Below are 25913 nucleotides of genomic sequence, written 5' to 3' on the forward strand. Positions count from 1 at the left end.
GCATGGAAACAAGGAACGTTGCATGCCCGCTACGGGTGATATCCACGTCGTCCACAACGCACGCCTGGGCGCCTACGTGGCCTACCAGCTCACCCACCAGAATACGGAGGACGGCAGCTTCGCCGTCCTTGCACTGGACTGGGTGGGCAGTGCCCTGCCGGATGCCGCCGCCGTTGCAGCCATGCAACCTGCCCGCTTCAGCCCGTTCCGTGCGGCGCCCGCGATCCTGCACCGCTGGGTAGGCAAACGCGTCCCGCGCGATTTCCGGCAGGCAGGCTGGCGCGAGCCGCTGATCGCCGATCATCCGAGGGCTTACGGCAGCTGGCCGGATGGCGCCGAATGGGTCGGGCAACGCAAGTGGGATGCGCTGGATACCGATGCCGTGCGCGCCTTCCACGCCGCGATGTCCGCGCCGCAAGACCAGAGCGTGGTACTGGAAAGCGATGCCTTTCCGGTGCGGCGCTGCACCCGCCAACTGGACAGCGCGACCCTGAACCGTGCGCCGTCACTGGCTGTATTCGATGCCCTGCCGCTGCTCACGCAGCTGGAGATCGGCACACCGGTGCCGGGCCTGCTGCCGTGGCTGCGCACACGGCCGTTGATCCATACCTTGCAGATCAGTGGCCTGCAGGAGACCGACGTCGATGTGCGAGAAACCAGGCTCCTGCAGATGACGATCGATGTCACCGGCCTGCGCTCGCTCCACCTCAACCCGCAGCTGGATCGCCTGACGCTGATCGGCAGCATCGATCCCGCGCTGATCATCCACGCCGAGGACGAGGGCCGCTGGCTGACCCTCATCAGTACCGATCCGCTGCTGCCAGGCCTGGGCCTGGCGCAGCTCGGTGAGCTGCAGCTGCGGGAGGTACGCGAACTCGACGCCGCACGCATCGCCCAGCAGTTCCCGCAACTGCAATCACTCGCGATCAACGGCGCCCCCTGCCTGCTGCATCAGCTGCAGTGCCTCGGCGATCTGCAGCAGCTGCACACCCTCAGCGGCAGCGATCTCTTTCCGCCTGCTGGTTCGGTGTTTCCGGCACCGGAATGCTGGCCGCGCTTGTGCCGGCTGTGGCTGCACAGCTTACCGGCCGATCTTGGCACCGCCATCAGGAAGGCCTACAAGGGCGAGGTGGCAAAAGGCCTGGATCTGGATGTGGGCCAGCTGCGCAAGCCCGAATGGCTGGCCGCAAATCTCGACAACCCCTTCCGCGACTGGGAGGGAAGCACGCACATCAGCACTGCGCAGGCGAAGAAGGCAACCACGCTGTATCGCAAAGCCTGTACGGATGCATTGAAGCTGGCCACCGATGACCGCGCTGCTGCAGAACTGACCGCAGCGCTGGCGCAGATCGGCCGCAACTACACCGAAGGCTTCAACGCACTGGACCGCCGCAGCGGCTTTATCGAAACCGAAGAGCGCGAGCAGATCTACATGGCGTGGATGGGCATCGTCGATGCAGTGGAAGCGGCGCGCGCACCGGGCAGTACGCCGCTGCAGCGCGACGTACTGCGCGAAGCAATGAACGAGGTCAGGACGTTCTGAGGCGCCCTGGAAGGGTAGCGCCGGCCGCCGGCCGGCAACCCCATGAATCCTGCATCACCCTGGCTGTCGGCCAGCGGCCGGCAGCCAGGGCAATCGATCAGCCGCGCGCAGCCCACCACACACGCAGCAGGGTGCGTACCGGCGTGGCTTCGATCGGCTTGCCTGCCGCCTGCGCGGCAACGCGTGCACGCGCCAGGCTGGACCACACGCGGCGCGGCCGCGGGCCGGGCACGCGGCTGCCCCAGCCCTTCAACAGATGCTGCGCCCAGCGCTGTGCGGCCGTGCTGGCATCACCGTCCAGCAGGCTGCGCGGCACACCGGCTACGCCGGCATCCTGCAGGCGCTGGGCCAGGGTCTGCAGCTGCACCGCACGACCGGCGCCAGTGCGCGGCTTGTCCGCGAACAGGGCTGCCTCCACCGCAGCCACGGCTTCAGCGTAGTTCGCCAGCGCGCGCTCGGCGCCGGCCGCATCCAGCGCGACGGTACGCGCTTCAACCAGATCGGGCAGCGCTTCGGCCAGTTGCGCCCACGGCGCACGCACCGGCTCCAGCAGGCGGCCCAGCGGGTGGCGCGAACGATGCGCGGCCCAGCTGCGCAGCTCCTCGCCCCACCACGCCAGCTTGGCGTCGGCCGGCAACGGGTCGCCGCTGGTGTTGAGCATGTCGTCGAATTCCTGCAGCAGCGCGAACCACGCCACCGCAAGCTCGCGTTGCGATTCGGCCACGAACGGGGCGGCCACCGACCATTCCGGCCAACGGCTGCGCCACTTGTCGAGGAAACTGTCCAGCGCGGTACTGCTCACTACGTGATTCCTTACGGCTGGGCCGGGGCTGCCGGCCGGGTCGGCCAGAGGCTGGCCAGTTGCAGAAGTTCGGCGTTCTCGACCAGCACGTCGGCCTGCCAGGCCAGCGGATCGTCGCTGTGCAGGCGGTAGCCCCACAGCGCCGCCACCGACGGCATGGCGGCGGCACGTGCGGCGATGATGTCGCGCTCGTCGTCGCCCACGTACACGCAGTCTTCGGCGGCGATGCCGATCGCCTGTGCGGCGTGCAGCAACGGCAGCGGGTGCGGCTTGCGCTCGGCCAGGCTGTCACCACCCACCAGTACCGCACAGCGCTGCTGCCAGCCGTGCTGCGGCAGGATCAAGCGCGCCAGATATTCAGGCTTGTTGGTGACAATGCCCCACACCGTACCGGCATCGTCCAACGCGGCGAGCATGCCGGCCACGCCATCGAACAGCACTGCGTGCTGGCCGATCAATGCTTCGTAGCGCTGCAGGAATTCCGGGATCAGCGCGTCACGTGCGGCAACGTCCAGTTCCGGGAACGCAGCCGAGACCATCGCCCGCGAGCCCTTCGACACCACCGGGCGCAGCGCGGCCGGATCGATGGGTGCGCGTCCACGCTCGGCCAGCATCGCGTCGCAGGTGGCGACGAAGTCCGGCGCGCTGTCCAGCAGGGTGCCGTCCAGATCGAACAGCACCGCGCGCGGGAAGCGGGCCGCGGTCATGCCGGCTTGACCGCGTAGGCCAGGTAGTTGATGTCGGTACGGCTGCTCAGGCGGGCCTGGTTGCGCCACGGCTCGTAGGCCATGCCGCTGACATCCACCAGCTGCATGTCGGCCTCGCGCAGCCAGCGCGCCAGCTCGGCAGGCTTGATGAATTCCTGGTAGTGGTGCGTGCCCTTGGGCAGCAGCCGCGCCACGTACTCGGCGCCGACGATCGCCACCGCGAAGGCGGCGGCGGTGCGGTTGATGGTCGACAGGAACAGGTGGCCGCCCGGCTTCAGCAGGCGCTTGCAGGCCTCGATGATCGCGCCCGGGTCGGGCACGTGCTCGAGCATTTCCATGCAGGTGACCACATCGAAGCTGCCCGGCTGCTCGGCGGCCAGATCTTCGGCAGCCTGCACCCGGTAATCGACCTTGGCGCCGCTTTCCAGCGCATGCAGGCGCGCGACCTTGACCAGTTCCGGGGCCAGGTCGATGGCGGTGACGTCAGCACCGGCCTGGGCCAGCGCTTCACTCAACAGGCCGCCACCACAACCGATGTCGAGCACGCGCGCACCGCGCAGCGGCACGCGATCGGCCACGTACTGCAGGCGCACCGGGTTCAGCGCATGCAGCGGCTTCTGCGGGCCGTCAGCGTCCCACCAGCGGTTGGCCAGCGCGGCGAACTTGTCCAGCTCGGCCTGATCGAAATTGGAGGAAGCGTGGGGGGCAGTCATGGGGGGTCCTTGCGGCGCCGGGGTTCAGGCGCGGATATGACGGATGCGCTCGCGCCACTGGCGCGCGTTGGCGATGATGCCCGGCAGGTCCATGCCGACCAGCTCGCGCTGCACCAGCTTCGGCTTGCCGGCAATCCAGACGTCGCTGACCTGCTGGCGGCCGGTGGCGTACACCAGCTGCGACAGGACGTTGTGCAGCGGCTGGGTTTCCAGCGCGGACAGGTCGACGCAGACCAGATCGGCCTGCTTGCCGACTTCGATGGAACCGATGCGGTCGCCGAAGCCCAGTGCGCGGGCGCCACCCAGGGTGGAGGCGCGCAGCGTGGTCGCCGCATCGAGCGCGGTCGCATCGTCGGCCACGGCCTTGGCCAGGATCGCCGCGGTGCGGTTCTCGCTGAACATGTCCAGGTCGTTGTTGCTGGCGCAGCCATCGGTGCCGATCGCCAGGTTCACGCCGGCGCGCTGCAGGGCGCAGGCCGGGCAGAAACCGGAGGCCAGCTTCAGGTTCGATTCCGGGCAGTGCACCACGCTGACGCCACGTTCGGCGCACAGGTGGATTTCCGCATCGGTCAGCTGGGTCATGTGCACCGCGATCAGGCGGTCGTTGACCAGGCCGAGCCGATCCAGCCGCGCCAGCGGGCGCTGGCCGTGCAGCTTGATCGAATCGTTGATCTCCTGCGCGGTCTCGTGGGTGTGCAGGTGCACCTGCATGTCGAGCTGGTCGGACAGCATCCGCACCCGCTCGAAGTTGGCATCGTTGACCGTGTAGGGCGCATGCGGCGCGAACGCGGTGCCGATCAGCGGATCGGTGCGCCACTGGTCGTGCAGTTCACCGGCCTTGGCGAAGTATTCGTCATCGGTCTTGGCCCAGGCGGTGGGGAAATCGATGATGACCGCGCCCACCAGCGCGCGGAAACCGTGCTTCTTGTAGACCGCGGCCTGCACGTCGCCGAAGAAGTAGTTCTCGTTGGCACAGGTGGTACCGCCGCGCAGCATCTCGGCGATGGCCAGAGTGGTGCCGTCGGCAACGAATTCGGGGCCGATCACCGCCGCTTCCACCGGCCAGATGTGCTGCTGCAGCCAGGTCATCAGCGGCAGGTCGTCGGCGACGCCGCGCAGCAGCGTCATCGGGTTGTGCGTGTGCGCATTGACCAGGCCCGGCATCAGGGCAGCCTCGGGGCGGCTCACCACCTGGGTGGCGCGGAACCGCGCGCGCGCCTCGGCACGCGGCAGGATGGCCACGATTTCACTGCCACGCACGGCAACGGCATGGTCTTCCAGCACCACCGCGTGCGGCTCGATCGGAACGACGTAACCGGCTTCGATGAGCAGGTCGCAGGCTTCGGGGAGGTGCGGGCTATCGCTCATGCGGGCTCACTGGCTGTGGGGCGAGATACTTCTGGGGGACACGCCCCTGAGTCAGGGGCTGCCGCGAAGCGGCGGGGTCTGGAGACTCGTGAAGCGGGGCCCATGATCTGCCGAAGCAGATCATGGGAGCGCCAGCGCGAATGCGATGGCGCGTACCCGGCCACCGGCCGGCACTACCGTAATCCGGCTGCGCCGGATTACTTGACGCGTGCGGAGTATTCGCCCGAACGGGTGTCGACGCGGATCACTTCTTCCTGGTTCACGAACAGCGGCACGCGGACCACGGCGCCGGTTTCCAGGGTGGCCGGCTTGCCGCCGCCGCCCGAGGTGTCGCCACGGACGCCCGGATCGGTTTCGGTGATCTTCAGTTCAACGAAGTTCGGCGGCTGCACGAAGATCGGCTCACCGTTCCACAGGGTGACCACGCAGGACTCTTCGCCCTTCAGCCACTTCTCGGCGCCGCCCATGCCGGCCTTGGTGGCCTGGACCTGCTCGAAGGATTCCGGGTCCATGAAGTGCCAGTACTCGCCGTCGCTGTACATGAAGTTCATGTCGGTATCGACGACGTCGGCTGCATCCAGCGAGTCGGTCGACTTCATGGTGACTTCCTGGGTACGGCCGTCCTTGATCAGGCGGTACTTCACGCGGGTGAAGGCCTGGCCCTTGCCCGGCTTGACGTATTCGGTGTCGATGATGACGGCCGGTTGGTTGTTGACCAGGATCTTCATCCCGTTCTTGACGTCGTTCATGCCGTAGCTGGCCATGCGTAAACTCCTGAGTGGCAAAAACGCCGCGGGTGCGGCGAGCCGTTAGAATGGAAAGCCCACCGGATGCCGGTGGGCGACTGTTTTTCTGCCCCCATGATAACCGCAGGCCCCCTCTCCATGCAGCTTTCCGCCTTCCCACGGCCCCAGTCGCCAGGTGCGCCCGCGCGCTGGCAGCAGCTCTGGCGCCAGGCGCTGCGCGACCCGCACGCCCTGCTGGCCCGGCTGCAGCTGGACCCGGCCGCGCTGGGTGTCTCGGAGGCGGCCATGGCCCAGTTCGCGCTGCGCGTGCCGGAGGGCTTCGTGGCCCGCATGCGCCCCGGCGATGCGGCCGACCCGCTGCTGCGCCAGGTGCTGCCGATCGACGAGGAAATGCACCCGGCGCCCGGGTTCAGCTTCGATGCGGTGGGCGATGGCGCCGCCAAGAAGGCCACCGGCGTCATCCAGAAGTACCGCGGCCGCGCCCTGCTGGTCGCCACCGGCAGCTGCGCGATCAACTGCCGCTACTGTTTCCGCCGCCACTTCGACTATGGCGCGGAGAACGCCGCCAAGGGCGGCTGGCAGGAGGCCGTAGCCGCCATCGCCGCCGACCCGGACATCGACGAGGTGATCCTGTCCGGCGGTGACCCGCTGTCGCTGGCCACGCACAAGCTGGTGGAACTGACCGACGCCCTGCGCCAGATACCGCACATCCGCCGCCTGCGCATCCATACCCGACTGCCGATCGTGCTGCCGGAGCGCGTGGACGATGAACTGGTCTCCTGGCTGGGCAGCCTGCCTTGGCCGCCGGCGATCGTGGTCCACGCCAATCACGCCAATGAATTCGACGCCAGCGTGGACGCAGCGATGGCCCGCCTGCGCGGTACCGGCGCCCAGCTGCTGAACCAGGCGGTGTTGCTGCGCGGGGTCAACGACAGCGTGCAGGCCCTGCAGGACCTGAGCGAGCGCAGCTTTGCTGCTGGCGTGCTGCCCTATTACCTGCACCAGCTGGACCGGGTCGAGGGCGTGGCCCACTTCGAAGTGGACGACACCCAGGCCAAGGCGCTGATTGCCGGCCTGACCGCACGCCTGTCCGGCTACCTGATCCCCAAGCTGGTGCGCGAACTGCCCGGCGACCCGAGCAAGCGCCCGCTGTAACAAAAAAAGGGGACGGAGGGAATTAAGTCGCTTATGCATTTGCGACTTAATTCCCTCCGTCCCCTTTTTTGGGGTCAGACGCCCGATTCGATCATCCGCACCACTTCGGTGGCGGTCACCGGGTGGCTCAACCAGTAGCCCTGGCCAAGATCGCAGCCGCGCTGCGCCAGCAGCTCGAACTGTGCCTGCTGCTCGATGCCCTCGGCCACCACGGTGATGCCCAGCGCGTGGGCCATCGCGATGATCGCCGTGGTCAGCGCAAGGTCGTCGGGATCGCGCTGCATGTCGGCAACGAAGCTCTTGTCGATCTTCACGCCGTCCACGGGCACCTGGCGCAGATGACTGAGCCCGGAGAAGCCCGTACCGAAATCGTCCAGCCACACCTTCACGCCAGTGCGGTGCAGCTTGTCCAGCAGCTGCGCGGCAACCATCTCGTCGCCGATCACGGCGGTTTCGGTCAGCTCCAGGTGCAGGCGCGACGCCGGCAGCCCGGACTCATGCAGGCACTGCGCGACCAGTGCCGGCAGTTCGCCGCCACGCAGCTGCCGCGGTGACACGTTGACCGACACGAACAGATCATCGCCCGCTGCCCCGCGCGGCCACTGCGAGGCCTCCATGCAGGCCGCACGCAGCACCTTCGGGCCGATGATCTCGATCAGGCCACTCTGCTCGGCCACCTCGATGAACACCGAGGGCGGGATCGTGCCCAGGGTCGGATGCTGCCAGCGCAGCAGTACTTCGACGCCGACCATGCGGCGGTCGCGCATGCGGAAGATCGGCTGGTAGGCCAGGCGCAGCTCACCGCGCTCCCAGGCGCCGCGCAGCTCCTGTTCCATATGCACGCGACGCTCGACCGCATGGTCCATCGCCCGGCTGTAATAGCGATAGCAGTTCTTGCCGGCCATCTTCGCCTGGTACATGGCGATGTCGCCGTTCTTCAGCAGCGTGGTCGCATCGGCAGCATCGTCGGGGAACAGGGTCACGCCGATCGAGGTGCCCAGGAACAGTTCCCTGCCCTGCACCACCAGCGGCTTGCCCAGCTCGCGCACCAGCACTTCGGCCAGCAGCCGCGCATTGGCCGCCACGTCGCCATCTCCGACCAGGATCACGAACTCGTCGCCGCCGAAGCGGGCCAGCAGGGCTTCATCGCCCCCGGCCTCGGTGACCGCGCGGCCGATACGCTGGGCGAACTGCAGCAATGCCTCATCGCCGGCCTCGTGGCCAAGGGTGTCATTGACCCGCTTGAAATCGTCGATATCGGCGAACAGAAGGCCCAGCCGGTGATTGGCGGCACGGGCCGCCATCAACCGATGATCAAGCGCCTCGCGGAATGCCAGCCGGTTGGTCAGCCCGGTCAGCGCGTCGGTATAGGCCATACGCCGCACTTCGCGGTCATGGCGTGCGATCGCATCGCGCATCCGGGCGAAACCGCGGACCAGTTCGCCGACCTCGTCGTCGCGGGTGTTCTCGGCCAGGGGTGTCTGGTAGTCACCGGCCTCGATGCGGCGGGCGGCGACGGCAAGATCACGGATCGGCGCGACCAGGGTGCGCTGCACGTACAGGATCACCACCACGCCGATCACCACCAGCAGGCCCAGCATCAGCAGCAGCCAGCCCAGGTGACGGCTGCCAACCTGCTGCAGGCGCTCGCCCAGGGTGGCGTTGGCCGCCTGCTCGCGCTGCTGCACCTCATCCAGCGCCATGCCGACCCGGACGCCGCCAATGCGCTGGTTGCCGATCATGATCGGCATGGCGTTGTCGAGCACCTTCGGCGATTCCTGCACGACCAGCATCTGCGCGGCCGCGGCCTTGGGTGCCAGTGGATCGGCCATCGGCTGACCGAATCCAGACACCTCGACCGAGCCATCGTGTACCAGCCGGCCGCGTTCATCGAACACCAGTACATAGCGCACCACGGGCTGGCGCGCGGTACTGCGCACCAGTACGCCCACCTGGTCCAGGTCACGGTAGTACAACGGGTTGGCCAGCGCGTCGGACAGCTCACGCGCCATCGCCTCGCCGCGGCTGCGCACGCTGCGGTCGAACAATTCATGGATGACGCCGCCGCTGAGGTTGCGCACCTCGCCCTGCATCGCGGCCTGCCGACCCAACAACACCGCAAGGATCGCGATCACCACGACCATCGCCCCGCCCATCGCGAGCAGGAACCGGGCCTGCATCCCCGAGCCAAGCCACTTCATTCCACTTCCATCCGCACGCGCGTCAATCCTTGTTTCAATTCATCCAACCGCTGCTGCGCATGCGCATCGACGCGGTGGAACCCGGAAGTGCCAAAAAACCGATGCAGCGCCCCCTGTGCCTGCGGGTCGCTGGCTGCCTGCAGCAGCACTTCCTGCAGGCGATCGCGCACGCGTGGATCAAGGTCGGCGCGGACCATCTCCACCGCACGCGGGTAGGGCTCGGTGCGCAGCAGCTCGCGGAAGTCGCGCCGGAACGCTGCCGGCATCCGCCGCTCGTCGTTCCAGTCCACGCTGCTCACCGCCCCCACGTCAACCACCCCCTTGTGCACGAACGTCGCGATGTTCAGCTCGCTGCGTGCAAATACGTAACCCACACTGTCCCGGCCCGGCATGTCCCATGCACCGGCCAGGATCTGGGGCGACAGGCCCTCCTGCAGCAACGTCATCACCGGCACCAGATAGGCACTGGTGGACGCCGTGTTCTGCAGGGCCAGGCGATGGCCCCGCAGATCCTGCACGCGCTGGATCGGGCTGTCGCGGCGCACGAAGAACACCGTCTGGTAATCCCGCACGCCGTTGCGCTCGGTCAGCAGCAGTGGACGGGCGCCACTGCGCTGGCCCAGCGCCACCGCCGTACCGGAGGTTTCCGTGACCCAGTCGACCCTGCCCCGCCGCAGATAGCTGGCCATCTGCTGCGGGTCGCGTGCCATCAGGATCCTCCCCTCCTTGATGCCAACGTCGTGCATGCGCGCCACCACGTAGTCCAGCAATGGTTGCAGCTGCTCGTAATGGGCCTTGGGATCATCGCTGATCCGGCCCAGCACCAGCACCGGGTCCGGTGCTGCACGCACCGTCCCGGCCAGCAGGACCATGGCCAGGCTCAGCAGTCCCCCCTGCATTGCCTTTCGCAGACCCGACACAGGCTTCATCCCCCCTGGGTATCCGGACAGACTACCCGAAAAAATGAGAACGTCGTCAGCTGTCCTTGCCGCCTGCCTGGGCCAGTCGCGCCATGCGCTGGGTGTCGGCGAGGATGCCGCGCAGCAGGCGCACTTCCTGCTCGCTCGGCTCACTGCGCAGGAACAGGCGGCGCAGCTTGCGCATCGCCGATTCCGGGGCGCGGCCCTTGTGGAAATCGATCTCGTCCAGCGTGTCGCCAAGCTGGGCGAAGAAGCTCTCCATCTGCTCGTGGCTGGCCGCCTGTTCGCGGAAGCCGGGCTCGGCATCGGTGGCCGGCTGCGCGCCCAGCAGCTGCATGCGCGTTTCATAGGCCAGCACCTGCACGGCGGCAGCCAGGTTGAGCGAGCTGAACTCCGGGTCGGACGGGATGTGCACCGCTGCATGGCAGAGCTGCAGTTCCTCGTTGGTCAGGCCGGTGCGCTCACGGCCGAACACCAGCGCCACCTCGGCGCCCTCGCCGGCCTTGGCCACCGCGCGGGCAGCGGCATCGGCCGGCAGGTACTCCTCCAGCTGGACGCGGCGTGCGCGGGCGGTGCAGCCCAGCACCAGGCGGCAATCGGCCACCGCCTCGGCCAGGGTGGCCACCACCGGGGCATCCCCCAGCACGTCTTCGGCACCGGCCGAGCGGCGGAAGGCCTCCTCGTCCAGTGGCTTTTCGGGGGCAACCAGCACCAGGCGGGCCAGGCCCATGGTCTTCAGGGCGCGGGCGGCGGCGCCCATGTTGCCGGGGTGCTGGGTACCGACCAGGACGAATCGGAGGCGGGTGGCGGCAGGAAACTGGGACATGAACAGGGAAAGGGTCGAGCTGGACGATGACCAATGGTAAACTGTGCGGCCGGCCACTGCGCCGGACCCGCTCTTTTCCCCCGCCAGTCCATCTCTTCTGCCTTTCCGGGAGCCCACGCCATGCAGAAACCCGCCGTAACCGTCATGGTCAAGGCCGCCCGCCTCGCCGGCAACGTCCTGTTGCGCAACATCAACAAGCTCGAGGCACTTAACGTGGTGCAGAAGGGCCGGATGGACTACGCCAGCGAAGTGGATGCGGACGCGGAAAAGGTCATCGTCAAGGAACTCAAGCGCGCCTACCCCGAATACGGTGTATTCGGCGAAGAAGGCGGCGTGCAGGGCGAGCGTCGCCACATGTGGGTCATCGACCCGCTGGACGGCACCAGCAACTACCTGCGCGGCGTGCCGCACTACTGCGTGTCGATCGCCCTGGTCGAGAACGGCGAGCCGACCGATGCGGTCATCTTCGACCCGCTGCGCAATGAACTATTCACCGCCAGCCGTGGCGCCGGCGCCGTGCTGAACGACCGCCGCATCCGCGTGGCCGAACGCAAGGATCTGGAAGGCACCATGATCCACACCGGCTTCGCGCCGCGTGAGCGCAACCGCGCCAGCGCCCAGCTGAAGGCGGTCGACGCCCTGCTGGTACACGGCGAAGACATCCGCCGCACCGGCTCGGCGGCACTGGACCTGGCCTACGTGGCCTGCGGCCGCGCCGACGCCTACTTCGAAGCTGGCGTGAAGGCGTGGGACATCGCTGCCGGCCTGCTGCTGGTCCGCGAGGCCGGTGGCAAGGTCTGCGACTTCAAGGGCGCCACCTTGGGCCGCATGGACAACCGCGGTCCGGAGACCCACCAGATCGTGGCCGGCAACCTGAAGGTGGCCGAGTCGCTGCAGAAGGTACTGGTCAACACCGGTTACGCGGCGGAGTTCGACGCGAAGTTCTGATCTGCGCGTAGACGCGGTTCATGGAGACGGCACCTGCGAAGGTGCCGTTTTCGTATCCGCGGTGATCGTGCTTGTCACTTTCTTTGCTCGTGCACCACGCTGCAGGAGCAGCGTGGAACGGCGTAGCCGGCCCGTAGGGTGGCGCACACGGATGTGCGTCATCAAGAAAGTAACCAAAGAAACACGCCGCCAGGTCGCGAGCCGATGCTGTGCATCGGTACCCTGCGCTCCTCGGTCCGTCGAGGGACGGTGCGGGAACTCGCTGCGCTCAGACACCCGCACCTCTTCGCCCTCGCCGGACCTGCGGTGCTCGGCTCGCTCAAGGCGGACCCAAGGTCAAATGCCACAGCTGCACCCAGTAGATCCACGCCATGCGTGGATGCTGTTGCCGTTGATCTTGACTTTCCAGTCCGCCTTGAGCGAGCCGAGCATCGCAGGGGAATCAGGGGCGAAGAGGTGCCGATGTCTGAGCGCAGCGAGTTCGGCACCGCCCCCTGATTCACCGAGAAGCGCAGGGGACCGGCGCGTAGCGACGGCTCGCGGCTAGCGGAGCGTTTCTTTGGTTACTTTCTTTGCGCGCAAAGAAAGTGACACCTCCCCGCAGGCGCGGAAACGATCCGGTGCCACCCATGCGTGCGCGCGCAAACAAAAACGCCCGGCGCGAGGCCAGGCGTTCCTGCACTGCCTTGGAAGCGGAGGCTTACGCCACCGTCGACGCCCGCAGCGCGGCGATGCGCTCTTCCAGCGGCGGGTGGCTCATGAACAGCTTCTTCGCGGTCGAACCGGCAATACCGAACGCCGCGATCTGGGTCGGCAGCGTGCTCTGGCCGTGGTTGAGCTGCAGGCGCTCCAGCGCGGCGATCATCTTCTGGCGGCCGGCCAGCGAGGCACCGCCTGCGTCGGCGCGGAACTCGCGATGGCGCGAGAACCACATCGAGATCATGGTGGCGAACAGGCCGAACACCATCTCCAGCACGAACACGATGATGTAGTAGGCGAAGCCGCGGCCGCCACCTTCGCGGTTGCCCGACAGTGCGCTGTCGATGATGCCGCCGACCACGCGGGCCAGCACGATCACGAAGGTGTTCAGCACACCCTGCAGCAGGGCCATGGTGATCATGTCACCGTTAGCGACGTGGGCGATCTCGTGGCCCAGCACCGCTTCGGCCTCGTCTTCGCTCATGTTGTGCAGCAGGCCGGTGGACACCGCGACCAGCGCGTTGTTGCGGTTGGCACCGGTGGCGAAGGCATTGATCTCCGGACCTTCATACACGGCCACTTCGGGCATGCCGATGCCGGCCGCCTTGGCCTGGCGCTCGACGGTAGCCAGCAGCCAGCGCTCGGTCTGGTTGCGCGGCTCGGTGATGACCACCGCACCGGTGGAGCGCTTGGCCATCCACTTGGACAGCAGCAGCGAGATGAAGGAGCCACCGAAACCGAAGATGCCGGCCATGATCAGCAGGCCGCTCATCTTGCTGGGGTCGGTTCCCAACAGCGACATCACGATGCTGGCCAGGATCAGCACGGCAAAGTTCGTGGCCAGGAAGAGGGCAATACGGGTGAACATGGGAAATTCCGGCTCGGAAGGGGTCGATATCGATCAATTTGCGGTGCGGTCAGCTTGAATTCAAGCGCCAACCTGACCGACGATTCAGCCAGCATGACCTCCCACATTCCCTGCGGCCGTTTCGCCCCTTCGCCGACCGGCCTGCTCCACCCCGGATCCCTGCTCGCCGCCTTCGGCAGCTGGCTGCTCGCCCGCCATCACGGCGGCCTGTGGCGGCTGCGCGTCGAAGACGTCGACCCGCCGCGCACCGTGCCCGGTGCGGCGGAATCACAGCTGCAGGCGCTGGCCGCGTTCGGCCTGGTCCACGATGGCCCGGTACTCTGGCAGAGCACGCGCGGCGAGGCCTACCAGGCCGCGCTGGATGAACTGCTCGCCAGCGACCAGGCCTTTGTCTGCCACTGCAGCCGCAGCGACCTTGCCGCCGGCGGCGGCATCCATCATCGCTGCGTCGCCCGGCAACCACGACCGGACCCGGCCGTCCGCTTCCGCGTGCCGCCCGGCAGCCTTGTGCACTTCGACGATGGCCTGCGCGGCCCGCAGCAGCAGGACGTGCATGCCGAGGTCGGCGACTTCGTGCTGCGCCGCGCCGATGGCTGCTGGGCCTACCAGCTGGCGGTGGTGGTCGATGACGCCGCGCAGGGGGTGACCGAAGTGGCGCGCGGGGCCGACCTGCTCGACTCCACCGCACGGCAGATCCTGCTGCAGCAGGCGTTGGGCCTGGCGGTGCCGCGCTACTGGCACCTGCCGCTGCTGCTGGATACACCGGGCCACAAGCTGTCCAAGTCACTGGCGGCGCTGCCGGTGGACAGCGCACGTCCGCTGCCGGTGCTGCGCCAGCTCTGGCAGCTGCTCGGCCAAGCCCCTGAGGCGCTGGCGCAGGCACACGATCTGGACGCGCTGCTGGCCACCGCTCGACAGGCCTTCGACCCGGCGCGGTTGCCGCGTAGCGACATCCTGTTGCCGGCCGGCGCACTTTCCGCGCCGATGTTGCAGAATCACCCTTCCCCCACCTGATACCCGGACAGCATTCCATGACATCTCGCGTCGCACTGGTCACCGGCGGAACCGGCGGCATCGGTACCGCCATCTGCCAACGCCTGGCCGACCAGGGCCACCGGGTCGCCACCAATTACCGCGACGAAGCCAAGGCCCGGGCCTGGCTGCAGGCGATGACCGAACGCGGCTACAACGTGTCGATCTTCCCGGGTGATGTCTCCGATCCGGACAGCGCCGAGGCAATGGTGCGCGCGGTCGAGGCCGAGCTCGGCCCGGTCGAGATCCTGGTCAACAACGCCGGCATCACCCGCGACACCACCTTCCACCGAATGCGCGCGGACCAGTGGCACGATGTGATCAACACCAATCTCAATTCGGTGTTCAACGTCACCCGTCCGGTCATCGAGGGCATGCGCCGCCGCGGCTGGGGCCGGGTCATCCAGATCAGCTCGATCAACGGCCTGAAGGGCCAGTACGGTCAGGCCAACTACGCGGCGGCCAAGGCCGGCATGCACGGCTTCACCATCTCGCTGGCCCGCGAGAACGCCGGTTTTGGCATCACCGTCAACACGATTTCGCCCGGCTACGTCGCTACCGACATGGTGATGGCGGTGCCGGAGGAGGTGCGTGCCAAGATCATCGCCGACATCCCCACCGGACGCCTGGGCAAGCCGGAGGAAATCGCCTACGGCGTCTCGTTCCTGGTCGCCGATGAAGCCTCGTGGATCACCGGTAGCAACCTGGACATCAACGGCGGCCACCATATGGGTTGGTAAGCCGCGCAGCGGGCCATCGCGGCGAACGCCGCCGGCCCCTGCCAAGAGTCATGCTGCGCAGCACGCAAACCCTTGTTGCGCAACATGATCGCCGCCGAAAGCCAAGCCTGGCGGGGGCTGAGGCGGTTGCAACGGCTGCTGCACTGCGCCATGCTGCGCGTCTACTGTGACGAGTACCGCTTCATGGCTGCGACCCGCATCATCAAGAAGTATCCGAACCGCCGTCTCTACGACACCGAGATCTCCAGCTACATCACCATCGAGGACGTGCGCCAGCTGATCCTCGACGGTGAAGACTTCGAAGTCCGCGACGCCAAGAGCGGCGACGACCTCACGCGATCGGTCCTGCTGCAGATCATCGCCGACCAGGAACAGGACGGCGAACCGATGCTGTCCACCCAGCTGCTGAGCCAGCTGATCCGCTTCTACGGCGACTCCCTGCAGGGCTTCATGGGCAACTACCTGGAGCGCAGCATGCAGGTCTTCCTCGACCAGCAGCAGCAGTTCCGCCAGCAGATGGGCAACCTGCTGGGGCAGACCCCGTGGGCGATGATGAACCAGCTGACCGAGCGCAACCTGGAGCTGTGGCAGGAATTCCAGCGCAACATGGGCACGGGCTTCGGTGGCCCGCGTCCGGGCGGCACCGGAACGGGAACCGGCGCAGGTACCGGCAACAAGCCGAACGAACCGGGCACCGGCACCGGCGGCAAGACCCGCCGCTGAGCTGCTGCAACGGCTGATACGAAAACGGCGCGCCCCTGGCGCGCCGTTTTGTTTGGCATCGCGCCAACGATACGTCAGCGTTTCGCCTTGCACCCCGTGCATACGCGCTCGACCTTGTAACCCTTCGCCTTCAGCTTCTCGACCACGCCGTCGTTGCCCAGCAGGTGCAGCGTGCCCACCACCACCAGCGTACCGCCCTGCCCGGCCTGCAGGTACGGCAGCAGCTTCGGCACCCAGGCGTCATTGCGGCCGGTATTGATGCGCTGATACAGCTGCGGATACTGCTGGCGCATTTCCGCCGCCATCCGGGTCCACAGCACGCGCTCGTCACCGCGGCGCCAGGCGTCGTGCAGCTGGCGTGCCTGCTCGTCGGCCTTGCCGGCCTGGTCCAGCGCTTCGGCCAGCATCTGCCGCTGTTCCTGCAGCGTCATTCCGTCAAGCATGCCGATCTGGGTGTCGATGTCTTCCAGTCCCGCGGTCTTGCGCCCGGTCTTCTGCGCACGCTCCATGAAGTGACGGTCCAGGCCCAGTGCCGGGTCCAGGCCCAGCTTCTGCATCTGCCCGACCGAAATGCTCAGGCCGACAAACCACGGCTTCATCCCCTGCATCTGCGCCAGCGGCAGCTTGTTTTCGGTGGCGAACACCTGCAGCTTCTGCCAGGTCGCGGCATCGAGATCGCGCTTGAGCTCGCTGCCATCGGTGCGCACCGCCGCCTGCACCATGCGGCTGGCCAGCTGTGGCGACTGCATGTCTTCCGGCGACAGTTCGAACACGACCCGCTGCGAGGCCTCGAACGCCTGTTCAACATCGGGCGACAACGGGTAATCCTGCGGCTTCAGCAGGTGGAAGGAACCGAGCAGGTAGAGGCGCGAGTCACCCGGGCCGGTCACTTTCCACAGCAACGGCACCGGCGGCTTGGCCGCCGCTGCGCCAGCGGTATCGGCTTGCACGGTACGCGCTGCAACCAGCGGTGCCAGCGCACAGGCCGCCAACAGAACGGTGGCACGCAACAGGGATCTGATCGGCATATCAGCCTTCTCCTTCAGGCAAGTGGTAGGCCTTCTCGCCCGCTTCCACGCGCAGGTCCAACCGGTTTTCCGGCGGCGCCAGCGGACAGGTCGCATAGGCGGTGAACGCACACGGTGGGTTGTAGGCATGGTTGAAATCGATGCGCACGGTGCCATCGGCAGCGGGGGCATCGGTATCCAGATAGCGACCGGCCGGATAGCTGCCACGGCCACTGGTGCGATCGGCAAAGATCAGGAACAGCGGCTGCCCCGGCGCACCGATCGCCTCCAGCCGCCAGCTGCGGCCATCGCGCTGGAACTCGACCGCGCCTGCATTGGGCATTTCGGTGGTCAGGCCGGTGATGTCGACGATGGGCAGGGTCTTGCCCGGCGGGTGCGCGATGAAGCGCGCCTGCACCTGCCAGTCCGGGCCGCCCGGCCAGTACTCCAGCCCACCGAAATCGCGACGTGCCGGCGCATCGGCGTGCTTGACCCGCAGCGCATCGCGCGGACCGCGGCGGATGATGCTGAGCTGGCCTTTGCCGCCATCGAAAGCCAGCAGCGTCGGCTGCGCATCCTTGTCGGTGTCGATGCGGATGCGGCCGCGCACCGGCTGGCCATCATGGCTGACATCCACGCCGGCTTCGGGCGTGAAGCACCATTGGCTGCCTTCACGGCGCAGCAGGCCCAGCTTGTCCGGCCCAACCGCCAGGCGGATGCCATTGGTCGCGCCGCTGCCGACGAAGTGGGATTTGTTCTGCAGCCAGTGCAGGCCGACCAGCGCGGTCCAGCCATCGGGCCGGGTCAGGTCCTGATAGCGTGCCACCCGCCACTGCTGCTGCTCGGCGGCATAGGACGGATCCTCCGCGGCCGAGGCTGGTGCCGGCGGCGTCGCCGGGCTGCAGGCGGCCAACACCAAAGCGGCCAGCAGGCCGCCCATTCCCCGATAACGCATCGATGCTCCCCTCAACGTCCGCGCAGGAACCAGCGGTCGATCTCCGCCAGCGAAAAACGGGCCCAGGTCGGCCGGCCGTGGTTGCACTGGCCGGACCGCTCGGTGATTTCCATGTCGCGCAGCAGCGCGTTCATTTCCGGCACGGTCAGGCGCCGGTTGGCGCGCACCGCGCCATGGCAGGCCATGGTCGACAGCAGTTCGTCGCGTGCACTGGCCACGCGCCGGCTCTGGCCGTGTTCGCGCAGGTCGGTCAGCACATCGCGCAGCAGGCCTTCCGGTTCGGCATGCGCCAGCAGCGCCGGAATGCTGCGCACGTGCAGCGCACCGGGACCGGCACGGGTCACTTCGAAGCCGAGTGCGGCCAGGGTTTCACTTTCATTCTCGGCGGTGTCGGCTTCGCGCTCGCCCACTGCGAGCGTGATCGGCACCAGCAGCGGCTGCGACTGCAGGCCGATGCCATCGTGCGCGTTCTTCAGCCGCTCGTAACCGATGCGTTCGTGTGCCGCATGCATGTCGACCACGATCAGGCCTTCGGCGTTCTCGGCCAGGATGTAGATGCCATGCAGCTGCGCGATCGCGTAGCCCAGCGGTGGCACGCCAGCGTCGGCACTGGTGACCGGCAGCCCGTTCTCGGTCGGCATCGGCGGCAGCGCAGCACCGCGTTCGGCGCCGGCCGGTGCGGCATACAGCGCGGCATAGGCCGCCGGTGCATCGGCCACCTGCAATCCCAGCGGTTGCTGCGGGCGCCAACCCGAGAATCCACCACCGCCACCACTCGAACCGGCACCCGGTGCGGCACCGCGTACCAGACCGAAACCGGAGGCACCTGCACTGGAGAGCATCGGTGCCGCGCCTGCATCCACCGGATGCGCGGAGCCGGCGCCGATGTCCTGCACCGACATGCCGGCGCGGGTATCGGCCAGCGCATCCTTCAGCGTGCGGTAGACAAAATCATGCACCAGCCGCGAGTCGCGGAAGCGCACCTCGTGCTTGGCCGGGTGCACGTTGACGTCGACGCGGGTCGGGTCAAGCTCCAGGAACAGCACGTAGGCCGGTTGGCGGCCGTGATACAGCACATCACCATAGGCCATCTTCACCGCATGGGCGACGCTGCGGTCGCGCACCGAGCGGCCGTTGACGTACAGGTACTGCTGGTCGGCGCTGGCGCGCGAATAATGCGGCTGCGCGATCCAGCCGTGCAGGCGCAGGCCGGCACCGCTGTGGTCGACGCGAACGGCCTGGTTGGCGAAATCCTCGCCCAGCGTTTCGGCCAATCGCGCATCGGAATACAGATCGCCCGGCTTGTAGCGACGCGAGGCCTTGCCGTTGTGCGAGACGCGCAGTTCGACATCCGGCCGCGCCAGCGCCAGCGAACGCAGCCATTCTTCGATATGGCCCAGCTCGGTGCGCTCGGCGCGCAGGAACTTGCGCCGCGCCGGTACGTTGTAGAACAGCTCGCGCACTTCCACCGTGGTGCCCGGCGCATGCGCGCGCGGCGTCACTTCGCCGATCTTGCCGCCTTCGATCTGCAGCGCCGAACCGTGTTCGTCATGTGCGCGACGCGAGGACAGGGTGAAGCGGCTGACCGAGGCGATCGACGGCAGCGCTTCACCCCGGAAACCGAGCGTGGCCACCGATTCAAGATCGTCCAGATCGGCGATCTTGCTGGTGGCGTGGCGCGATACCGCCAGCGGCAGCTGTTCCGGCGCGATGCCACTGCCGTTGTCGCGGATGCGGATCAGGCGGACACCGCCCTCCTCAAGATCGATATCAACGCGGCTGGCGCCGGCATCGATCGCGTTCTCGACCAGCTCCTTGACCACCGACGCGGGACGTTCGACCACTTCGCCAGCGGCGATCTGGTTGATGAGGATCTCCGGCAACGGCCGGATCGGGCGCGGATGGGTAGCAGACGTCATGCGGGGATGATAACGGAGCGGCCGAGGGTAGAGTCGAGATCCTATGTTCGCGGTCAAGCCTGCTGGAAGCAGGCTTGACCCACCTTCAGCATGGCCGGATCGAAGTCCCGGCCGCTTTTGAAGACACCCCAGGCGATCCTGGCCAGCTTTCTGGCCAGGATGTTGAAGACGGCGGTGCTGGGGTGACCGCGTTTTGACAGCTCGTCGTAGAGCGGTTGCCCCCGGCGACACCGCTTGAGCCCCATTGCGGCCATGTAGAGCATCTGGCGCAGCACTGGCGCGCCCTGTTTGGACAGCCGACGCCGTCCCGTTCTGCCGCCAGACTCGTTGGGCCGGGGATCCAGGCCGGTGCAGGCGATCCACGCGTTGGCGTTGGCCAACGGCCAGCGCGTCATGTAGTAAATCAGGTGAGCGGCGACGGCAGGGCCGATACCAGGGATGGTCAACAGGCGCTTGTAGAGCGCGCCATGCTCTCCATCGCGACCCAAGCGCTGCAGTTCGCTTTCCAGCTCGGACAGCGTCCCAGCCAGAGCGCAGAACAGATCTGACAGCTCCCCGGGGGCACTTTTGCTTACCCCGAAGGATTGCTCCAGGCGCGCGCGTGTCTTTACCAGCGTCTGCCGCTTGCGCAGCAAATCGTGCATCTGCTGCTGCTCGTCGGTACGCGGTACGTATTCACGCAGGCGATCGTTCTCCTTCTTCACGTACCGGGCGATCGCTTCGGCGTCCATGGCGTCCGTCTTGCCACGCGAGCCCGTCGCCCGGCCGTAGTGCTTGATCAGACGTGGATTGATCACATAGACAACGTGGCCTGCTTGGCCAGCCATCCGAGCCAACAACTCGTAGTACCGCCCCGTCGCCTCCATGCCAATCCGGCATCGCTGGGGCAAGGTGTTGAGCCACTGGGCTATGCCGGCCCGGGTGTTGGCGATCCTGTCGCCGGCCTTGCGGTCGGCCACTGCCGGTACGAACTCCTTGGAGTCCACGTCCACGCCAATATCGAGAGAATCAGACATTTGTACGGCTCCCAGCTATCTTTAAGGGGCTGGGGTGGTACCGCACCGACGTTAGCTTGCCTACATCGACGATCCCCTTTGGGGGCCGTACGATCCTTTATCGACGTTCGTGTGCGGGATGGGGATCGCTCGACTCGTCTGTCGGCTAGTATCCGCAGATGCATGCTTGACGGTCCCTCCACCCTGGCTCCTACATACCTCGTAGGAGCCGGGAGGAACATACAAGCCATGCTCGACTGACGGGCTACCGGGAAGGCCCAGTCGAGCGCCGCTCGACTCTACAGAAAGCAGTAACCCGCCTTCGGCGGGTTACTTGCTACCGCCGGCCATGGTGCCGGCGGCGTCGATCTCGGCCTGGGCCCGGGCGGCATACAACGTGCCCGGCGGCGGCTGACGGCTGAAGAACGTGTGCACACCGTCCAGTACCGCACCGGCGATCTTGCGCTGGTAGGCCGGGTCGATCAGGCGGCGCTCTTCATCCGGATTGGAGATGAACGCGGTTTCCACCAGCATCGCCGGCATGTCCGACGTACGTAGCACCGCGAAGTTGGCGCGCTCGATGTTCGGCTTGTGGTTGTTGCCGATCCGCTTCAGGCCGCCCAGCACATGGCCGGCCGCGTCCTCGGACGCCTTCATGTAGCCGCTCTGGGCCAGATCCAGCAGCACGTTGGCGAGCGTGCCTTCGGTCTGCTGCAGGCGCACGCCACCGACCAGGTCGGCCGCGTTTTCCTTGTCCGCCAGCCAGCGGGCGCGCTGCGAAGAGGCTCCCTTGGTCGACAGCACGTACACCGACGAGCCCGTGGCCGAACGGTTTTCCGCCGCGTCGGCATGGATCGAAATGAAGATGTCGGCCTTGTTCGCACGCGCCTTCTGCGCGCGCATCGGCAGCGGAATGAACACGTCGCTGTCGCGGGTCAGGTAGGCCTTCAGGCCCGGCGTCGCGTTGACCTGACGGGCCAGTTCACGCGCTACGGCCAGGGTCACATCCTTCTCGCGCTTGCCGGTCGGGCCGATCGCACCGGGGTCCTGGCCGCCGTGGCCTGGATCGATGGCCACCACCAGGTGGCGCATGCCAGCCTGCATGCGGATGCGCGAGGCATCGCTGGGCATGGCCGGACGCGGTGGCACCACCGTGGTCGGAACCGGTGCAGGCGCTGTGGCCGGCGGCGTGGTTACCACGGCGGCGGTACGCTGGCCGGCAAGGATCGCAGCCGGCGATGCGGACGGCGTGCTGCTGGCAGCCGTGCCCGCTGCCGCGACCTGGGCCGGTGCAGTGGACGGGGCCGGGGTCGGAGTGGCCGGTGTGGCAGCGGCGGCGCTGGCCTGCTGCTGTACCTGCGCGGTCAACAGCGCGGTGGCGCGCGCGGCGTCGTTGCGCGACTGCGCGCTCTCGGCCGGCGTCGGTGCGGGCGTGTTGACCGGTGCCTGCGGCTGCACCGCCGGCGTCGCTGGCGGGCGGCTGGCGGCCACGGCCGGGCCATCGCCCGGCCATTCGATCACCAGCTTGGATTCATTGCCTTCGCGCTGCATCTGTGGGCGGAACGGCGCTACCGATTCAGCGAGGTCGAAAACGACACGGAAGGTCCCCGGCACCGGCTGTCCGGTACGCACCGCCGTGACCACGCCCTGCGCGGCCGGCATTTTCAGGTTGCGTATGGCGCTGGAGTCCGGGAAATCGACCACCAGGCGGTTCGGTCCGGCCAGCGACAAGGTCTTGTAACCGCCGCTGCCGACCAGCGAGATCTCGGCACGGGTGCCGGTGGCGCCGGTATTCAGCAGGACCTGACGGACTTCACCGGCCCACGCACTGACGCTCGCCAGACTCAGTCCGACGGCGGCACAGATGGCAATGAGACGGTTCCCCGGGCGCATGGCTCAGGATTCAATCACCGCGCTGAACGGAATGCAACACCTTTTTCCTTAATAATCCGTAACCTGCCGGTGTTTGTTCTCGTCAGCCGACAGAAATGGCCTGCAAGTCGCCCCCTTGGGGGAGCCGTTCCAGCCATACATGTCCGACGTCGCTGGCTCCAGTGAGACGGACGCGACGCCCCTGCCCCTCGATCTCCAGCGCCACCACCAGGTCGGTCGGCGGCAGCGCGCCAGCGCCGCGTTCCGGCCATTCCACCAGCCACAACACCGCGCTGCCCTCGTCCAGTCCGAGAAAATCGAGCTCGCCGGCCTGGCCGATCCGGTACAGATCCAGATGCCAGGCCTCGCCACCGCTGGCCAGCGGATAGCGCTCGACCAGGGTGTAGGTCGGGCTGCGGATCGCCCCCTGCACGCCCAGTGCGCGCAGCAGTGCGCGGGCGGTGGTGGATTTGCCGGCGCCCAGGTCGCCGCGCAGTTCGACCAGCGCCTGCGGCGGTCGGGTGGCGGCCAGCCACTGCCCGAGCAGTTCAGTGGCATCGCTGTCGGCAAGGAAGAAATCGATCATCGGGAAAGTTCCGGGTTGGCCAGTCGCCGCAGCGGCGACAGCAGATCAGTTGGAAGCAGGCCGCGCGCACCGTCGGCGGCAGCGACGTCGCCGGCAAGCGCATGCAACAGCGCACCAGCGGCGGCGGCATCGAAGGCGGCCAGGCCTTGCCCACGCAGGCTGGCGATGATGCCTGTCAGCAGGTCTCCCATGCCACCCACGGCCATGCCTGGATTGCCAGCCGCGATCAGTCGTGGCCGTTGCCCCGGCGCTGCGACGATGCTGCCGGCGCCCTTCAGCACCACCACGGCGTGGAAGCGCTCGGCCAGTGCCTGTGCGCAGGTGAAGCGATCGGCCTGGATGTCAGACGTGCTGCAACCCAGCAGGCGCGCGGCCTCGCCCGGGTGTGGCGTAAGGATGGCGTCGGGCAGCGCGCGCGGATCCTGCGCCAGCAGGTTCAGTGCATCGGCATCGACCACCAGTGGCCTGGCGCTGGCCAGCACCCGCGCAAACAGTGCGCGCGCCCATTCGTCCTGGCCCAGACCGGGGCCGATCGCCACCACCCTGGCCTTGTCCAGCAGTGCCGGCAGCGCGTCACCATCTTCCAGTGCATGGGTCATGGCCTCGGGCAGCCGAGCCAGCAACGGGCCAACGTGGTCGCGGCGGGTGCCCAGGCTCAGCAATCCAGCACCCGCGCGCAACGCCGCTTCAGCCGCCATGGCGATGGCGCCGCCGCTGCCATGGTTGCCGCCGACGCACAGCACGTGCCCGGATTCGCCCTTGTGGGTATTGGTGCGGCGCGGCGGCAGCAGGGCTGGCAGGCGCACCTGCGTCCAGAGCTGCGCAGCGGGTGACACGCCCTGCCATGCGGCCGCGGGTAGCTGCAGCGGCGCCAGCGCCTTCCGCCCGCAATGGTCCAGCGCATCGCCGGTGTACAGCCCGCGATGCGGCACGATGAACTGCACGGTCAGCGCCGCCCTCACCGCCTCGCCCGGTACGGCGCCGCGGTCGGCATCCACGCCACTGGGGACGTCCAGCGCCAGAACCGGTGCCGCCTGCGCGTTGAGCGCGGCAATCAGCGTCCGCGCCACGCCCTCCGGCACGCGATCGAAGCCCAGCCCGAACAGTGCATCGACCCAGATATCGGCCTCGGGAAGCGCGCCGTCGAAATCGGTGAGGGTGCCGCCGTCGGATGTGAATTCCGATGCTGCACGCTGTGCCAGCGCGGTTGACGGTGGCTTCCCCGGCAAGGCGATCACCGTCACCTCACGTCCGGCCTGCAACGCATGGCGGGCCAGCACATGGCCGTCGCCGCCGTTGTTGCCCGCACCAACCACCACGCCGATCCGCTGCGCCTGCGGCCAATGCTGCAGCAGGCACTGCCAGGCGGCCTGGCCGGCCTGTGCCATCAGGCCCCAACCGCCCTCGGCGGCCAGCGTCGAGGCCTGCGCATCAAGCGCACGCGCGGCAGCGGAATCGAACAGATCGGCAAGGTTGGCCATGCGGGGATTTTATACTGGTGCACATGTCCCCCGTCCCCGCCCCTGTCGATCCGGCCCAGGCCGTGCAGCGCATCCGCGAACTCGCCCGTGCGCATGGCTTCCAGCGCTGTGGCATCGCCGGCATCGAGCTGGGCGAGGATGAAGCGCACCTGGCCGACTGGCTGGGCCAGGGCCTGTACGGCACGATGGACTGGATGGCGCGCCACGGCACCCTGCGCGCGCGCCCGGCCGAACTGCTGCCCGGCACCGTGCGGGTGATCTCGGTAGGCATGGACTACAGCCACAAGGACGACACCGAAGCCTGGGCAACCCTGGCCGACCCGGGCCGCGCCTACGTGGCCCGTTACGCCTTGGGTCGCGACTACCACAAGCTGATGCGCAACCGCCTGCAGAAGCTGGCCACGCAGATCAACGATGAAGTGGCACCGCTGGGCTACCGCGTATTCGTCGATTCCGCCCCCGTGCTGGAACGCGCGCTGGCGCGCAATGCCGGCCTGGGCTGGATCGGCAAGCACACCTGCCTGATCGACCGCCATGGCGGCTCCTGGTTCTTCATCGGCGAAATCTACATCGATATCCCGCTGCCGATCGATGCACCGGCCACAGCACACTGCGGTACCTGCACGCGCTGCATCGATGTCTGCCCGACCCAGGCCATCACCGGCCCGCAGCGGCTGGACGCGCGGCGCTGTATCTCCTACCTGACCATCGAGCACGACGGCGCCATTCCCGAAGAGATGCGGCCGTTGATCGGCAACCGCATCTACGGCTGTGATGACTGCCAGCTGGTCTGCCCCTGGAACAAGTTCGCCAAGCGTACCGACGAAGCCGATTTCCGCGCGCGCAACAACCTCGATACCGCGCGGCTGGACCAGCTGTTCGCCTGGGATGAAGCCGAGTTCCTGCGCCGTACCGAAGGCAGCCCGATCCGGCGCAGTGGCCATGAACGCTGGCTGCGCAACATCGCCGTGGCACTGGGCAACGCACCGTCCTCTGCCGAAGCGCTCGCCGCATTGCATACCCGCATCGATGATCCCTCGCCGCTGGTGCGTGAACACGTGCAGTGGGCGCTGGGCCAGCACACGGTGCGCTGACGTGCGATCCTGA

The 25913-nt window shown here is 67.5% G+C and carries 23 protein-coding genes; 7 read left to right on the forward strand and 16 right to left on the reverse strand.

The genetic code is table 11. The annotated features are described in order from the left end of the window. Positions 1-22: 22 nt before the first annotated feature. Positions 23-1543 carry a gliding motility protein gene (locus ACZK4Z_RS15335; protein ID WP_125895509.1) on the forward strand — a complete coding sequence of 507 codons (1521 nt, stop codon included), beginning with the start codon at positions 23-25 and terminating at the stop codon, positions 1541-1543. A gap of 97 nt (positions 1544-1640) precedes the next feature. On the opposite strand, the gene ACZK4Z_RS15340 is transcribed toward ACZK4Z_RS15335, so the two are convergent. The 5 genes from ACZK4Z_RS15340 to efp form a co-directional block, all read right to left on the reverse strand. After that, on the reverse strand, positions 1641-2345 hold the full coding sequence (locus tag ACZK4Z_RS15340; RefSeq protein WP_049460737.1) for a squalene/phytoene synthase family protein: 705 nt from the start codon (positions 2343-2345) through the stop codon (positions 1641-1643). 11 nt (positions 2346-2356) lie between these two features. Continuing rightward, positions 2357-3052 (reverse strand): phosphoglycolate phosphatase, encoded by a 696-nt coding sequence (locus ACZK4Z_RS15345; protein ID WP_110712927.1) that lies wholly within the window; start codon positions 3050-3052, stop codon positions 2357-2359. Beyond that, positions 3049-3765: a bifunctional 2-polyprenyl-6-hydroxyphenol methylase/3-demethylubiquinol 3-O-methyltransferase UbiG gene (gene ubiG / locus ACZK4Z_RS15350; RefSeq protein ID WP_049401248.1), complete on the reverse strand. Its 717-nt coding sequence runs from the start codon at positions 3763-3765 to the stop codon at positions 3049-3051. Before ubiG ends, ACZK4Z_RS15345 begins: the two co-directional genes overlap by 4 nt. A gap of 24 nt (positions 3766-3789) precedes the next feature. Continuing rightward, positions 3790-5133 carry a TRZ/ATZ family hydrolase gene (locus ACZK4Z_RS15355; RefSeq protein ID WP_014037873.1) on the reverse strand — a complete coding sequence of 448 codons (1344 nt, stop codon included), beginning with the start codon at positions 5131-5133 and terminating at the stop codon, positions 3790-3792. 197 nt (positions 5134-5330) lie between these two features. Continuing rightward, positions 5331-5897, reverse strand: coding sequence for an elongation factor P (efp, locus tag ACZK4Z_RS15360; protein ID WP_014037874.1), 567 nt, complete (start codon positions 5895-5897; stop codon positions 5331-5333). Positions 5898-5993: 96 nt separating this feature from the next. Between efp and epmB the strand changes: the two genes are divergently transcribed. After that, positions 5994-7034 (forward strand): EF-P beta-lysylation protein EpmB, encoded by a 1041-nt coding sequence (gene epmB / locus ACZK4Z_RS15365; RefSeq protein ID WP_197616062.1) that lies wholly within the window; start codon positions 5994-5996, stop codon positions 7032-7034. Positions 7035-7108: 74 nt separating this feature from the next. On the opposite strand, the gene ACZK4Z_RS15370 is transcribed toward epmB, so the two are convergent. The 3 genes from ACZK4Z_RS15370 to ACZK4Z_RS15380 all read right to left on the reverse strand — a co-directional run bounded on the left by ACZK4Z_RS15370 (position 7109) and on the right by ACZK4Z_RS15380 (position 10981). Further along, positions 7109-9235, reverse strand: coding sequence for a putative bifunctional diguanylate cyclase/phosphodiesterase (locus ACZK4Z_RS15370; protein WP_049460742.1), 2127 nt, complete (start codon positions 9233-9235; stop codon positions 7109-7111). Next, the gene (locus ACZK4Z_RS15375) at positions 9232-10134 is read right to left on the reverse strand and encodes a phosphate/phosphite/phosphonate ABC transporter substrate-binding protein (RefSeq protein WP_032952775.1); all 903 of its coding nucleotides are present in this window, start codon (positions 10132-10134) and stop codon (positions 9232-9234) included. The genes ACZK4Z_RS15370 and ACZK4Z_RS15375 overlap by 4 nt, the downstream gene beginning before the upstream one ends. Positions 10135-10210: 76 nt before the next feature. Further along, positions 10211-10981: an RNA methyltransferase gene (locus ACZK4Z_RS15380; RefSeq protein WP_049423915.1), complete on the reverse strand. Its 771-nt coding sequence runs from the start codon at positions 10979-10981 to the stop codon at positions 10211-10213. A gap of 120 nt (positions 10982-11101) precedes the next feature. Between ACZK4Z_RS15380 and ACZK4Z_RS15385 the strand changes: the two genes are divergently transcribed. Continuing rightward, complete coding sequence (locus ACZK4Z_RS15385) at positions 11102-11929, forward strand: inositol monophosphatase family protein (protein ID WP_049401244.1); 828 nt, start codon at positions 11102-11104, stop codon at positions 11927-11929. Between the two features lie 700 nt (positions 11930-12629). Here the strand turns inward: ACZK4Z_RS15385 and htpX are convergent. Beyond that, positions 12630-13496: a protease HtpX gene (gene htpX, locus ACZK4Z_RS15390; protein ID WP_049457138.1), complete on the reverse strand. Its 867-nt coding sequence runs from the start codon at positions 13494-13496 to the stop codon at positions 12630-12632. Positions 13497-13589: 93 nt separating this feature from the next. On the opposite strand from htpX, the gene gluQRS reads away from it, so the two are divergent. The 3 genes from gluQRS (at position 13590) to phaR (ending at position 15991) form a co-directional block, all read left to right on the forward strand. Further along, the gene (gene gluQRS, locus ACZK4Z_RS15395) at positions 13590-14510 is read left to right on the forward strand and encodes a tRNA glutamyl-Q(34) synthetase GluQRS (protein ID WP_180836675.1); all 921 of its coding nucleotides are present in this window, start codon (positions 13590-13592) and stop codon (positions 14508-14510) included. 17 nt (positions 14511-14527) lie between these two features. Continuing rightward, positions 14528-15268: a beta-ketoacyl-ACP reductase gene (gene phbB, locus ACZK4Z_RS15400; protein ID WP_180836674.1), complete on the forward strand. Its 741-nt coding sequence runs from the start codon at positions 14528-14530 to the stop codon at positions 15266-15268. Between the two features lie 183 nt (positions 15269-15451). Beyond that, positions 15452-15991, forward strand: coding sequence for a polyhydroxyalkanoate synthesis repressor PhaR (gene phaR, locus ACZK4Z_RS15405; RefSeq protein ID WP_032130258.1), 540 nt, complete (start codon positions 15452-15454; stop codon positions 15989-15991). A gap of 74 nt (positions 15992-16065) precedes the next feature. On the opposite strand, the gene ACZK4Z_RS15410 is transcribed toward phaR, so the two are convergent. From ACZK4Z_RS15410 to ACZK4Z_RS15440, 7 genes are all read right to left on the reverse strand, one after another. Next, positions 16066-17019, reverse strand: a complete 954-nt coding sequence (locus ACZK4Z_RS15410) for a TraB/GumN family protein (protein ID WP_032130255.1) — start codon at positions 17017-17019, stop codon at positions 16066-16068. Between the two features lies 1 nt (position 17020). Then, positions 17021-17953, reverse strand: a complete 933-nt coding sequence (locus tag ACZK4Z_RS15415) for a DUF1684 domain-containing protein (protein ID WP_293797719.1) — start codon at positions 17951-17953, stop codon at positions 17021-17023. A gap of 11 nt (positions 17954-17964) precedes the next feature. Continuing rightward, on the reverse strand, positions 17965-19872 hold the full coding sequence (gene mutL, locus ACZK4Z_RS15420) for a DNA mismatch repair endonuclease MutL (RefSeq protein WP_121505054.1): 1908 nt from the start codon (positions 19870-19872) through the stop codon (positions 17965-17967). A 53-nt stretch (positions 19873-19925) separates the two neighbouring features. Then, complete coding sequence (locus ACZK4Z_RS15425) at positions 19926-20888, reverse strand: IS110 family transposase (protein WP_107314971.1); 963 nt, start codon at positions 20886-20888, stop codon at positions 19926-19928. Positions 20889-21197: 309 nt separating this feature from the next. Further along, on the reverse strand, positions 21198-22760 hold the full coding sequence (locus tag ACZK4Z_RS15430) for an N-acetylmuramoyl-L-alanine amidase (protein ID WP_032130507.1): 1563 nt from the start codon (positions 22758-22760) through the stop codon (positions 21198-21200). A gap of 82 nt (positions 22761-22842) precedes the next feature. Beyond that, a complete protein-coding gene (gene tsaE, locus ACZK4Z_RS15435) occupies positions 22843-23325 on the reverse strand; it encodes a tRNA (adenosine(37)-N6)-threonylcarbamoyltransferase complex ATPase subunit type 1 TsaE (protein WP_253143611.1) in 483 nt (160 codons plus the stop codon). Next, entirely contained in the window at positions 23322-24806 is a 1485-nt protein-coding gene (locus tag ACZK4Z_RS15440; protein WP_293797724.1) for an NAD(P)H-hydrate dehydratase, read from the reverse strand. The genes tsaE and ACZK4Z_RS15440 overlap by 4 nt, the downstream gene beginning before the upstream one ends. A gap of 23 nt (positions 24807-24829) precedes the next feature. Between ACZK4Z_RS15440 and queG the strand changes: the two genes are divergently transcribed. Then, a complete protein-coding gene (gene queG, locus ACZK4Z_RS15445; protein WP_164080198.1) occupies positions 24830-25900 on the forward strand; it encodes a tRNA epoxyqueuosine(34) reductase QueG in 1071 nt (356 codons plus the stop codon). The last annotated feature ends 13 nt before the right edge of the window (positions 25901-25913 follow it).

The organism is Stenotrophomonas sp. 71799_Sma (assembly GCF_056482505.1).

Coding starts and splice junctions, on each gene's coding strand:
- ACZK4Z_RS15335 (WP_125895509.1), top strand. CDS start 23: ATGCCCGCTACGGGTGATATCCACGTCGTCCACAACGCACGCCTGGGC.
- ACZK4Z_RS15345 (WP_110712927.1), bottom strand. CDS start 3,052: ATGACCGCGGCCCGCTTCCCGCGCGCGGTGCTGTTCGATCTGGACGGC.
- ubiG (WP_049401248.1), bottom strand. CDS start 3,765: ATGACTGCCCCCCACGCTTCCTCCAATTTCGATCAGGCCGAGCTGGAC.
- ACZK4Z_RS15355 (WP_014037873.1), bottom strand. CDS start 5,133: ATGAGCGATAGCCCGCACCTCCCCGAAGCCTGCGACCTGCTCATCGAA.
- efp (WP_014037874.1), bottom strand. CDS start 5,897: ATGGCCAGCTACGGCATGAACGACGTCAAGAACGGGATGAAGATCCTG.
- epmB (WP_197616062.1), top strand. CDS start 5,994: ATGATAACCGCAGGCCCCCTCTCCATGCAGCTTTCCGCCTTCCCACGG.
- ACZK4Z_RS15370 (WP_049460742.1), bottom strand. CDS start 9,235: ATGAAGTGGCTTGGCTCGGGGATGCAGGCCCGGTTCCTGCTCGCGATG.
- ACZK4Z_RS15375 (WP_032952775.1), bottom strand. CDS start 10,134: ATGCAGGGGGGACTGCTGAGCCTGGCCATGGTCCTGCTGGCCGGGACG.
- ACZK4Z_RS15380 (WP_049423915.1), bottom strand. CDS start 10,981: ATGTCCCAGTTTCCTGCCGCCACCCGCCTCCGATTCGTCCTGGTCGGT.
- ACZK4Z_RS15385 (WP_049401244.1), top strand. CDS start 11,102: ATGCAGAAACCCGCCGTAACCGTCATGGTCAAGGCCGCCCGCCTCGCC.
- htpX (WP_049457138.1), bottom strand. CDS start 13,496: ATGTTCACCCGTATTGCCCTCTTCCTGGCCACGAACTTTGCCGTGCTG.
- gluQRS (WP_180836675.1), top strand. CDS start 13,590: ATGACCTCCCACATTCCCTGCGGCCGTTTCGCCCCTTCGCCGACCGGC.
- phbB (WP_180836674.1), top strand. CDS start 14,528: ATGACATCTCGCGTCGCACTGGTCACCGGCGGAACCGGCGGCATCGGT.
- phaR (WP_032130258.1), top strand. CDS start 15,452: ATGGCTGCGACCCGCATCATCAAGAAGTATCCGAACCGCCGTCTCTAC.
- ACZK4Z_RS15410 (WP_032130255.1), bottom strand. CDS start 17,019: ATGCCGATCAGATCCCTGTTGCGTGCCACCGTTCTGTTGGCGGCCTGT.
- ACZK4Z_RS15415 (WP_293797719.1), bottom strand. CDS start 17,953: ATGCGTTATCGGGGAATGGGCGGCCTGCTGGCCGCTTTGGTGTTGGCC.
- mutL (WP_121505054.1), bottom strand. CDS start 19,872: ATGACGTCTGCTACCCATCCGCGCCCGATCCGGCCGTTGCCGGAGATC.
- ACZK4Z_RS15425 (WP_107314971.1), bottom strand. CDS start 20,888: ATGTCTGATTCTCTCGATATTGGCGTGGACGTGGACTCCAAGGAGTTC.
- ACZK4Z_RS15430 (WP_032130507.1), bottom strand. CDS start 22,760: ATGCGCCCGGGGAACCGTCTCATTGCCATCTGTGCCGCCGTCGGACTG.
- tsaE (WP_253143611.1), bottom strand. CDS start 23,325: ATGATCGATTTCTTCCTTGCCGACAGCGATGCCACTGAACTGCTCGGG.
- ACZK4Z_RS15440 (WP_293797724.1), bottom strand. CDS start 24,806: ATGGCCAACCTTGCCGATCTGTTCGATTCCGCTGCCGCGCGTGCGCTT.
- queG (WP_164080198.1), top strand. CDS start 24,830: ATGTCCCCCGTCCCCGCCCCTGTCGATCCGGCCCAGGCCGTGCAGCGC.